10 protein-coding genes are annotated in these 10321 nt (G+C 74.1%); 4 read left to right on the top strand and 6 right to left on the bottom strand.

The genetic code is table 11. The features are described 5' to 3' along the window. Window positions 1–40: 40 nt before the first annotated feature. Genes ACFFJG_RS07050 through ACFFJG_RS07035 form a run of 4 tightly spaced genes read right to left on the bottom strand, consistent with a single transcriptional unit; the run spans window position 41 to window position 3668 of the window. A complete protein-coding gene (locus ACFFJG_RS07050; protein WP_378517891.1) occupies window positions 41–712 on the bottom strand; it encodes an acylneuraminate cytidylyltransferase family protein in 672 nt (223 codons plus the stop codon). Continuing rightward, window positions 709–1764, bottom strand: coding sequence for a prephenate dehydrogenase (locus ACFFJG_RS07045; RefSeq protein WP_378517890.1), 1056 nt, complete (start codon window positions 1762–1764; stop codon window positions 709–711). Before ACFFJG_RS07045 ends, ACFFJG_RS07050 begins: the two co-directional genes overlap by 4 nt. After that, window positions 1749–2750 carry a CgeB family protein gene (locus tag ACFFJG_RS07040; RefSeq protein ID WP_378517889.1) on the bottom strand — a complete coding sequence of 334 codons (1002 nt, stop codon included), beginning with the start codon at window positions 2748–2750 and terminating at the stop codon, window positions 1749–1751. Before ACFFJG_RS07040 ends, ACFFJG_RS07045 begins: the two co-directional genes overlap by 16 nt. Before the next feature lie 3 nt (window positions 2751–2753). Beyond that, window positions 2754–3668, bottom strand: coding sequence for a glycosyltransferase family 2 protein (locus ACFFJG_RS07035; RefSeq protein WP_378517888.1), 915 nt, complete (start codon window positions 3666–3668; stop codon window positions 2754–2756). Between the two features lie 62 nt (window positions 3669–3730). Here ACFFJG_RS07035 and ACFFJG_RS07030 point away from each other — a divergent pair, with 62 nt between their 5' ends. Next, window positions 3731–4486: a class I SAM-dependent methyltransferase gene (locus ACFFJG_RS07030; protein WP_378517887.1), complete on the top strand. Its 756-nt coding sequence runs from the start codon at window positions 3731–3733 to the stop codon at window positions 4484–4486. Here ACFFJG_RS07030 and ACFFJG_RS07025 read toward each other — a convergent pair. After that, complete coding sequence (locus tag ACFFJG_RS07025; protein WP_378517886.1) at window positions 4471–5406, bottom strand: glycosyltransferase family 2 protein; 936 nt, start codon at window positions 5404–5406, stop codon at window positions 4471–4473. The two genes, ACFFJG_RS07030 and ACFFJG_RS07025, sit on opposite strands and share 16 nt — an antisense overlap. 72 nt (window positions 5407–5478) lie before the next feature. On the opposite strand from ACFFJG_RS07025, the gene ACFFJG_RS07020 reads away from it, so the two are divergent. Genes ACFFJG_RS07020 through ACFFJG_RS07010 form a run of 3 tightly spaced genes read left to right on the top strand, consistent with a single transcriptional unit; the run spans window position 5479 to window position 8589 of the window. Further along, entirely contained in the window at window positions 5479–6399 is a 921-nt protein-coding gene (locus ACFFJG_RS07020; protein WP_378517885.1) for a glycosyltransferase family 32 protein, read from the top strand. Then, complete coding sequence (locus tag ACFFJG_RS07015; RefSeq protein WP_378517884.1) at window positions 6396–7436, top strand: glycosyltransferase family protein; 1041 nt, start codon at window positions 6396–6398, stop codon at window positions 7434–7436. Before ACFFJG_RS07020 ends, ACFFJG_RS07015 begins: the two co-directional genes overlap by 4 nt. Window positions 7437–7452: 16 nt before the next feature. Continuing rightward, complete coding sequence (locus ACFFJG_RS07010) at window positions 7453–8589, top strand: glycosyltransferase family 4 protein (protein ID WP_378517883.1); 1137 nt, start codon at window positions 7453–7455, stop codon at window positions 8587–8589. On the opposite strand, the gene ACFFJG_RS07005 is transcribed toward ACFFJG_RS07010, so the two are convergent. After that, on the bottom strand, window positions 8575–10321 hold a 1747-nt coding region (locus tag ACFFJG_RS07005; RefSeq protein WP_378517882.1), incomplete at its 5' end, for an ABC transporter ATP-binding protein. The two genes, ACFFJG_RS07010 and ACFFJG_RS07005, sit on opposite strands and share 15 nt — an antisense overlap.

Genomic DNA, 10321 nt, shown 5'->3' with positions numbered 1-10321 from the left:
CCACCGTAACCAGCCTGCGCGTCGGGCGTGGGAAGTCGGCTCAACGTCCCGTCAGCAGGCGCACCGCGAGCGCCACGTCGAGCTCGGTGTCGATGTCGATCCCCTCGTCCTCAGCCATCACGAACAGCCCGATCCGCCCGCCGAGACGGTTGTCGTGCTGCTCGTAGACCTCGGTGCGGGTGACGTAGAGCGAACCGGTCTCGCGGTAGCGCCGGGTGGCGTCCGTGAGGTCCTGGCGCCGGGGGCGGGCGGCGACGTCGTACGCCGCGGTGGGCGGGTCGCCGGCCTGCCAGATGAACGGCGGCTGCTCCACCACCCCGACCATCGAGTCGACGCCCGTGTCGGCGAACTCCGCGAGCGCCCGCGCCAGGGTGTCGTCGTGGCGCACGGGCGACGTGGCCTGCAGCAGCATCACGGCGTCGGGGCGGCCGCGCTCGGCCGTCACCGCCCCGATGGCGTGGCGCACCACCGGCTCGGTGGGGGTGGTGTCCTGCGCCAGCTCCGCGGGGCGCAGCCACGGCACCCAGGCTCCGGCGGACCGGGCGACCTCGGCGATCTCCTCGTCGTCGGTCGAGACCAGGACGTCGAGGCCGGGGGTCGCGAGCGCCTGCTCGATCGTCCACGCGATGAGCGGCTTGCCGCCGACGTCGAGCAGGTTCTTGCGCGGCACGCCCTTCGAGCCGCCACGGGCGGGGATCACGCAGAGGGTCATGACGCCGCCTCCACGACGGCCTGCGCCACCCGGCGTGCCGGCTCGACCTCCGGGCGGGCGGGCGCGGGCGTGGGGGAGTCGCCGAGAGGGTGCATGCCGTAACGCTCCCAGAACTCGCCGAGCCACGCGGGAGGTCGCGGGAAGTCCACCCACGCGTCGCGTCCGCGGGCCGCCGCCTCGAGCACGCCGGTGGAGAACACGCTCACGACGGGGGCCACCAGCTCCACGAGCGGCGGCCCGTCGGTGACCACCCGGACGCCAGCGCGATCGAACGCACGCAGCACGGCGCGCGAGGTCACGTCGCGCTCGGAGGGGTGCGGTCGGTAGACCGCGCCGTGCTCGCGGCAGGTGGACAGCGCCGCCCGGGCGAGCCGGGCGCGGGAGACCTCGGCGGCGTGGCCCTGGCCGAGGTAGGTGAGCGGTCCGGGGGCTCCGCCGGTCGGCGGCGCAGCCTCGGCAGCTGTCGCGAGCCCGGCGTTCCACAGCAGCTGGCTGCCCGTCACCGTCACGTCGATGTCGTGGCGCCCCGTCGTCCAGAAGCCGGCGTCGGCCTCGGTCCACGCGAGCAGGTGGGCGGCGCGTGGCAGGGGAGGGGCGTGCGGCGTCAGCGCGCCGTGCTGCGACACCAGGAACGGCAGCCCCCGCGCCTCGGAGAGCGCGAACGCCGCCTCACCGATGGGCGTGTAGTGCCCGGCGGCGAGCACGGCGCGCGGGGAGACGAGGCCGGCGAGGCGGTCGAGCGAGACGGTGCTCCGCCGGTGCCCGTCGTACCCGTCGGGCGGGGTCCAGCCCGCCGGTGCCACGACGGCCGTACGGTCGGCCGGGAGGTGGGCCAGGGGGGCGACGACAGCGCCGGCGAAGCTCGCGTGAGTGGCCTCGACCGCGACCAGGAGGTCCGCCCCCTCGGCCGGGACGTGGAGCTCGACGAGCTCGGGTCCCCGGGGCCGTAGACGTGCCCGGGCGCTGCGCACCGCGAAGCGCACGGCGTGCCGCGACTCGTGCCAGCGACGCCAGGCGACGAGGTCGGCGGGGTGCCTCAGGCCGTCGCCCACAGGTCCTCCAGGACGGCCACGCGCCGGTCGAAGGTGTGGTCGGCCAGGGTCCGCGCCCGCGCGGCGCGGCGGATCGCGGCGGTCCAGTCGCGGTCGGCCCGCACCCGCTGGCAGAGCTCGACGAGCTCCTCGCCGCCGGAGAAGGTGAGCACCTCGGTGCCCGGCTCGTAGAGCTTGCCGACGTCGTCGCGGTCGACCAGCTCGACGGCGCCGACACCCGCCGCCTCGAACGTGCGCATCGTGAAGCCGTCCTGGTCGCCGTGGAGGTTGAGGGTCGCGGCCGACGCCGTCATCACGTCGTAGGCCCGGGCCCGCGACACGTCACGCTCCGCCGGGAGGTCGGGCGTGGCGACCCGCCACGTGCGCAGGCGGTCGACCGGGTGGGAGGACCAGTCCCGGCCGTAGGCGCGGACCGGCACGCCGCGTTCGTGCAGGAGCGCGAGGATCGCCTCGCGGGACGGGTAGAGGGCGCCCACGAAGGTGACCTGGGGGGTGCGGAGGGCGGTCGGCTCAGGGACCAGGCGGTGGTCGAAGGCCAGCGGCAGGTGGCGGACGTCGAGACCGCACGCCCGCAGGTCGGTCGTGTCGTGCCCCGAGTACGTCGCGACGGGTCCGATGGCGGCGAGGCGCTCGGGGGTCCACTGCGTGCGGCGGATCTCGTCGTAGAGCCACGTCACCCGCGGCAGACCGTCGATCGCGTCCCAGAAGTCGGGGCCGAGGGTGTCGCCCTTGACGACCACGACGACCTGGGCGCGGGACCCGCGCACCGCCTCGACCGCACGGGTGGTCTGCTCCCGGACCAGCGCCTGGCTCCCGGCGCCGAGCCTCTGGGGGAGCTGGTGGCGCAGCTGGTGCCAGCCGCGCCCCGCCACGCCGCCGTGGTGGTCGTAGAGGTGGGTGGTGACAAGGTGCCCGCGCTCGGCGAGGGACGTCGCGATGGCGTCGTGGTAGCCGTGGAAGCGCGGGCTGACGAGGAGGACCCGCATGACTCAGCGGCCGCCGCGGGTGCGACCGCCGCGGGCAGACGCCTGGAGCGCGAGCGCGACGAGCTTGTGCGCGACGTAGTGGGGGAGTCGGTCCAGCACCCGGTCGAGGGTTCGGCCGGTGGCGGAGACCGAGCGGGCCGTGGCCAGGCGCGCGCCGCCCGCGACGAGGGTGTTCCACACCGAGCGCTCGGAGGTGGAGTCCGGCCACACGTCGCCGTGCTTCTCGACGAACTTCGCGAAGGCCGCGCCTGACGCGTAGGCACGCTCGAGACGCTCGACCGTGCTGGTCACCGGTCCGTGGTGGAGGGTCGTGAAGCCGGGCGCGACGAGGATCTCGCGGCCCAGCAGGTGCAGCCGGTAGCCCCACTCGATGTCCTCCCAGCCGTAGGCCCGGAAGTCCTCGTCGTAGCCACCGACGCGGTGGAAGTCGTCGGCCGTCGTCGACACGTTGCCCGACCACCACTGCCAGGTGCGCTCGGGAGGCGTGGCGAACGCGGTGGAGCGGATCGCCTCGTCGGCCTCGATGCCGTACGCGCGGGCGTACGGGGTGGGCGGGAAGACGTCGCGGCACATCGCGATCACCCCGCGCCGCGCCTCCTCGTGGAGGCGGACGTGGTGCGCGACGAAGTCCGGCTCGAGCTCGAGGTCGTCGTCGGCCCGGATCAGCACGTCGCCGCGGCTGTCGAAGAAGCCGGCGTTGAGCGCGGCCGCACGACCGCGGTTCTCCGGAAACACGATCGAGCGGACCGGGAGGTCGGCGGCGTGGCGGGCGACGACGGCGGCCGAGTCGTCGATGTCGCCGTCGAGCACGACGACCATCTCCACGTCCTGCTCGGTCTGTGCGCGCAACGACTCCATGAGGACGGGCAGACGCTCCGACCCGCCGCGCGAGGGGACGACGATCGATGCCCGGGTCATGGAGCGTGACTCTATCGGCGGGCGCCCGGACGGTAGGGCGGAACGCGGATAGGGTCGGCCCGGTGAGCGACTTCGAGGGGCTGAACGAGGCGACCTACCGCCGGGCCGGCATCGTCGAGGAGTACGCCGCCCACGACGAGCTGCACGAGGGCGAGGTCCGGGTGCTGGAGCGGGTCGGGGACCTCTCCGGCGTGCGGCTGCTCGACATCGGCGTCGGCGCCGGGCGCACCACCGGCCACCTCGCGCCGCGGGTCGCCTCCTACGCCGGCATCGACTACTCGCCCGAGCTCGTGGGGGCCTGCCGCGCCCGTCACCCCGGGGTGGACGTCTCGGTGGGCGACGCGCGCGACCTGTCGCGGTTCGGTGACGCGTCCTTCGACCTGGTCCTCTTCTCGTTCAACGGCATCGACTACGTCTCCGACGAGGGTCGTCGCCGGGTGCTCGCGGAGGTGCGCCGCGTCCTGGTGCCGGGCGGCACGTTCGTGTTCTCCTCGCACAACCGCGACTACGCGCTGCTCGGCAAGCTGCCCTGGCAGACGGGCAGGCCCGGACGCGCGATGCTCAAGCAGAGCGCTCACGCCCTGCTCCACACCCGGCGGCGGCGCCGCATGCGGCGGCGCGAGGTGGTCGGGCCCGACCACGTGCTCGTCAACGACAACGCGCACGACTGGTCCCTGCTCACCTACTACGTCTCCCCGCCCGACCAGGTCGCCCAGCTGCGTGACGCCGGCTTCACCGTCGTCGAGTGCTTCGACCAGTGGGGCGAGCCGGGGGAGCGCGACGAGCGCTCGGTCTGGCGCCACTACCTCGCGCGCTGAGGTCGCTCCCACGCGTCCCGGAGGTCGGCGGCCAGCTCTCGTGCCGGGTGCACCGGACGTCCGGCCGCGCGGCGGACGGCCGCGGTGGCGGCGTTGACCAGCGCGACGCCGGTCAGCAGCGCCCTCAACCGACCCAGCCCGCCCCACTTGGCGGCGTACGTCGTGCGCGACTGCGCGAGCCACGTGCGCGCACGCGCGGGGTCGGACGACGCCCCGCCGACGTGGTCGAGAACGACGCTGCCGAGGTAGACCCGTCGGATCCCGACGTCGGCGAGCCGGCGCTGCAGGTCGACCTCCTCGGCGTACATGAAGTAGCGCTCGTCGAACCCTCCGACGAGGTCGAAGGCGGAGCGCGGCAGCAACAGGCAGACCCCGGCGACCCAGTCGACGGGGCGGTCGCTGCCGGGACGGGCACGGAGGTCCTGCCCGATCGACCGCGCCCACCAGTCGGCGCCCTGGAAGCGGCCGAGCACGCGGACCCGCTCGACGGCCTGGTAGCGAGCGGCCGGGAACCGGCGCGCGGTGTGCTCGACGGCGCCACCGGTGCGGACGGCCGGCCCCGCCAGCGCCGGCTGCCACGGCGCTGCGGCAGTGGCGAGTCGTCGCACGAAGCCGGGCTCGAAGTCCACGTCGCTGTTGAGCACCAGCAGCAGGTCGCCGCGGGTGGCGGCGACGCCGGTGTTGACCGCGGCGCCGAACCCGCCGTTGGTCGCCCGCCGGACGACCTGCGCTCCCTCCAGTCGGCCCAGAGGCTCGGGGGAGCAGTCGTCGACCACGACCACCTCGGCGACGCCGGGCTCGTCGCGCAGCCGGGCGACCAGGGCCGTCACGCCAGCCGGGTCGCCGTAGTGCGGGACGACCACCGAGACGTCGGAGGACGCAGTCGGGAGGCTGGCAGGTGCGGCGTGCGACGGGGTCATGGCCTCGAGTTGGTCGGCGGGAGTGCCGCGCAGCCTAGCCCGGGCCGGAGCCCCGATCACTACGATCGGCGCATGCCCAGCCCTGTCCCGCGGATCGCTGCGCGCACGAGGTCCGCCCTGCCACCCGGCACGGTGCGTCGTCTGCAGTCGGCGAAGCACCACGCGGCGGTGTTCGCGAAGCGGGCGCGCTGGGGGTTCCCGCAGTGGCGCGGTCCGCTCCTGGAGCCGCTCCACGCGTGGCGGCAGCGACGCCCGCGCGCCTTCCCCTCCGACGACTACGCCGACACGTGGCTCGGACGGACGGTCCCGGCGCGACCCGTCGAGCTGGGCGAGCCGGTGCCGCGTCGGATCTTCGTCGTGTGGACCGGCGACAACGACATGTCGGAGCAACGAGCCAGGAGCCTGGCCGAGATCCGGCGGGTCAACGCCGACCTCGAGGTCGTGCTGGTGACGCCCCAGAACACGGGCGAGTGGCTCGTGCCCGACCTCGCCCTGCCGCCGCAGTACGAGAACCTGTCGCTGGTGCACCGCTCGGACGTGCTGCGGGCCTACCTCCTGCACGTCCATGGTGGCGGCTACAGCGACGTGAAGCGTCCGCTCCACGCGTGGGCCGGTGCCTTCGACCGCCTCGAGGCCTCGGACGCGTGGCTCCTCGGCTACACCGAGCGCCACCGTCTCAACGTCCCGCTGGTCGGCGGGTGCCTGCAGCAGGACCTGCGCTCGGCGTCGCGCCAGCTGCTGGGCTACGGGGGGCTCGTCGCGCGGAGCCGCACGCCGATCACCCAGGAGTGGTGGGACCGCGTCTGCGAGGTGCTCGAGGAGAACGACGCGGCGTTGGCCGCCCACCCGGGCAACGTGCGCGGGGACAACCCGGGCTACCCGCTCGGGTGGACCGAGGTGCTGGCCCACGTCGTCGCGCCGCTGACCTGGAAGCACCAGCAGCACGTCCTCCACGACGAGCGCGTCCTGCCCGAGCTGCGGAACTACCAGTGACCACCAGGCTGCTCGTCTTCAACGGCACCGCTGCACGCTCCGAGCCGCAGCCCTACGGGCTCGAGACGATGGAGGGCCTCGGCTACGAGCTCGTCGTCCCGCCGCCCGGCCGCGTCCCTGGCAAGGTGCGCGACGTGGTCCACCACCGGTGGGGCGTGCAGGTGGGGCAGCCCGGTCTCCGCGCGGCACGGGGCGCAGATGTGGTGCTGGCCTACCTCGAGCCGAACATCGCCTACCCCGCGCTGGCATCCCGGGTCCCGGGGTCCCCCCTGGCCCGGCGCCCGCTCGTCGGCATCTTCTGCTGGGCCGCCGAGGAGCTCCGCACGGCCGACAAGGTGCGCCGCCGTCGGCTGCAGCGGATGCTCGCAGCCTGCGACGTCGTCGGCTTCTTCAGCAGCAACCAGGCCGACGTGCTGGTCGCTCACGGGGTGCCCCGTGCGCGGCTCGCCCTCCTCCCGTTCGGCATCGACACCACGGCGCTCGCCACCGCCGCCGGGCGCGAGCGCGACATCGACGTCCTGTCCGTCGGGTGGGACCGCGGACGCGACTACCCGACGCTCCTGCGCGCCCTGGCCGGAACGGGCACCCGGGCGCAGGTCGTCGCCCCGCCCGACCGCTTCGCCGACCAGGTCCTCCCCGGGGAGGTGACCGTGCTCGGGACGGTCCCGCACGCGGAGTACCGCGACCTGCTCGCCCGTGCCCGCGTCGTCGTCGTCCCGACCCACGACCTCGCCTACCCCACGGGCCAGACCGTTGCGATGGAGGCCGCGGCAGCCGGATGCGCCGTGGTCGTCAGCCGCACGGCAGCGATGGAGGACTACTTCACCGACACCGTCACCGCCGAGATGCCCGAGGTCGGTGACGCCGACGGTCTGCGGGCGCGCGTGCGGGCGCTCCTGGACGACCCGGGTCGTCGGGGCGCGCTGGCCGCACGGTCCACCGCGCACGCCCTCGAGCACTTCGACCACGTCCACCTCTGGCGGGCCCTGGACCGTGAGCTGCGCGCCCGCCGCTTGGCCGGCCCGCCCCTGTCCTGACGGCTACACTCGCCCGGTGCCGCTGCTGGTCGTGGTCCCTCCCGGTCCGGTGGACCTGCGCGACGGCCTGTTCCGCACCACCGCCAAGTTCGCCGACGGCATGGCGATGTATGCCGAGCTGTGGCCGGGCGAGGTCGCGGTCGTCGGCACCCCGGCTGACGTCGCGGACGACTCCAACCTCGGCGCCGTGGCCCTCGACCTGGACGCCCTCCCCTACGACGTGGTGACCACCTCGGACGTCGCCGGGACGCTGCGGTCCCGCGCGACCGACGCCGCCGTGCTCCCGCTGGACGAGCGGCACGCCGACCTCATCGGGGCCGCGCACCGGACCGTCCTCGCGGCCGAGCACACCGGTCGATCCCGCCTGGAGATGCTGCTCGCCTCGCCGGTGGGCCCGGTCGACCGGCTGCGGGCCGAGGTCGGCTTCCGACGGCTCACGCCGCGCCTGCAGCGCCTGGTCTCGCGCGCCGACGGCGTGCAGTGCAACGGGCAGGTCGCCTGGGAGGCGTACGCCCCGCACAGCCGCGCTCCGCTGCGCGTCTACGACAGCCGGTTGAGGCTCGCCGAGGTGCAGGAGGCCCGGCAGCGCCGTGCCGGCCGGACCCCGGACGGGACGCTGCGACTGGCCTTCTCGGGGCGGCTGCTCCCCATCAAGGGGCCGGAGCACGCCGTCGAGGTCCACCGGCGCCTGCGCGCGGCGGGCCACGACGTGGCCCTCGACGTCTACGGCGACGGTCCCATGCTCGCCGGGCTGCGGGCCGACGCCCCCGACGTCACGTTCCACGGCAGCCTCGACTTCGCCAGCGAGTGGTGCCCCGCGGTCAGTGGGTCGACCGACCTGATGCTGCTTCCCCACGTGCAGTCCGACCCCGCGGGCACCTACCTCGAGTCTGCCGGGATGGGGGTGCCGGTCCTCGGCTTCGACAACGTCGCGCTCCGCCACCTGGTGGACGTGGCGGGGCTGGGCTGGACGGTCCCCCTGCGGCGGAACGACCTGCTGGCTAGGAAGGTCCAGGAGCTGGCCGAGCGGCCGGAGGAGCTGCAGAGGGCCGGCGAGGCGGGCATCGCCTTCATGGAGGAGCACTGCTTCGAGCACGACTTCGCTGCGCGGGTGGAGCACCTCCTCGACCTGGTCGGCTCAGCCGTCGAGTGAGCCCAGAGCCACCAGCCGGGCGAAGCCCTCGTCGCGTTCGCGGAGCTCGGCGAACGAGCCCTGCGCCCGGATCCGGCCGTCCTCGAGGAACACGATGAGGTCGCAGTCCTTGACCGTGGAGAGCCGGTGGGCGACCACGAGCAGCGTCACCTCGCCCCGCAGCGCTGTCATGGTCTGCGCGATCTTGTGCTCGGTCTCGTTGTCGAGCGCGGACGTCGCCTCGTCCAGGACCAGGAGCGAGGGGCGCCGGTAGAGCGCGCGGGCGATCCCGACGCGCTGCCGTTGCCCGCCCGAGATGCGGGCGCCCCGCTCGCCCACCTCGGTCGCGAGCCCGTCCGGGAGGCCTGTGACGACGTCGGCCAGGCCCGCCTGCGCCACCGCGCGGTCGAGGTCGTGGTCAGGCTCCGGGGCGGGTGCCGCGGTGAAGCGGATGTTGTCGCGCAGCGACTCGTCGAGGAGGTAGACGTCCTGCGGCACCATCGCGAGCCCGGCGCGCCAGCGAGGCAGGTCTCCGCGGACGTCGACGCCGTCGGCGAGGATCGCGCCGCTCGTGGGCTGGTGGAAGCCGAGGACGAGGTCCACCAGGGTGGTCTTGCCCGCGCCGCTCGATCCGACGAACGCGACCGACGAACCTGCCGGGATGCGCAGTGACACCTCGCGCAGCACGTCGCGGGCGGACCCGTCGTAGCGGAAGCTGACCCGGTCGAGAACGAGGTCGCGGGTCAGCGGCAGTCGCAAGGCCGCTGCCTGCTCGGTCTCCGGCTCCTCGTTGGCCAGCGCGAGGTCGGCCTCGACGAGGTCGAGCGCCGGGATCCCGGAGCGCACCAGCGTCAGCGAGGCGAGGCAGCGCACCATGCTCGGCAGGATCCGGAAGCCGGCCACGCCGAAGAGGGCGATCGTGCCGAGGGCCTGCTGCGGGTCGTTCTGGGCGTAGGCCAGCACCGTCATCAGGCCGATGCCGGCGACGAAGAGGATCTCGAGGACGTACTTCGGCAGCTCGCCGAGGAACGAGCTGGTCCGTTGGGCGGCAGCAGCACGGGTGCGGCTGGCGCGGTAGGCGTCGACCATCATGTCCTGCTCGTGCCGGAGCTGGATCTCCTTGATCCCGCCGAGCGACTGGAGGGTGATCTTGGTCGAGACCCGGGCCTCCTCCAGCAGCACCGTGGCAGCGGTCCTGATGCGCCGCTTCAGGCTGCGCTGCAGCAACCAGGCGGCCAGCGCGAAGTAGGCCCCTACCAGCAGCGTCGCGAGTGGGTTGACCACGAGCAGGGTGACGGTGAGCGCCAGCAGTGTGATGGCCTCGGTGGCGGCCGAGACCGAGCCGAGCACGACGGCCGTGTAGACGCCGCCGGCGCCCTCGTTGAGGACTCGCAGGAGGTCCGGCGCGCCTCGCCGGACGTGCATGGCGTAGGGCGCCTTGAGGTAGTAGTTCAGCAACCCTGTCGACGTACGGATCGACTGACGCATGATGAACCCGATGGACCACCATCGGAACGCCATCGAGCCGAGGCCCTTGACCACGAAACCAGCGAGCACGAGGCCTGCGACGTAGATCGCCAGCGTGGACGTGGGCGGGTCCCCGACGAGGCCGGACAGGATCCGCAGCTCCTTGTTGTCCTCAGCGGAGGCGCCCGTGGCGAGCGCCATCAGGGGCAGGACGGCCACCACGGCGAGGGCCTCGGCCACCGCGATCGCGAGGGAGCCGGCGAGGAGCAGCACGAGACGCACCCGT

It is taken from the genome of Nocardioides zeicaulis, from assembly GCF_042432345.1.
GTDB classification, from domain to species: Bacteria; Actinomycetota; Actinomycetes; order Propionibacteriales; family Nocardioidaceae; genus Nocardioides; species Nocardioides zeicaulis.
The sequence above is the reverse complement of the archived record's forward strand: the minus strand, read 5'-3'. Positions and strand labels throughout refer to the sequence as shown.

Coding starts and splice junctions, on each gene's coding strand:
- ACFFJG_RS07020 (WP_378517885.1), top strand. CDS start 5,479: ATGCCCAGCCCTGTCCCGCGGATCGCTGCGCGCACGAGGTCCGCCCTG.
- ACFFJG_RS07040 (WP_378517889.1), bottom strand. CDS start 2,750: ATGCGGGTCCTCCTCGTCAGCCCGCGCTTCCACGGCTACCACGACGCC.
- ACFFJG_RS07035 (WP_378517888.1), bottom strand. CDS start 3,668: ATGACCCGGGCATCGATCGTCGTCCCCTCGCGCGGCGGGTCGGAGCGT.
- ACFFJG_RS07050 (WP_378517891.1), bottom strand. CDS start 712: ATGACCCTCTGCGTGATCCCCGCCCGTGGCGGCTCGAAGGGCGTGCCG.
- ACFFJG_RS07025 (WP_378517886.1), bottom strand. CDS start 5,406: ATGACCCCGTCGCACGCCGCACCTGCCAGCCTCCCGACTGCGTCCTCC.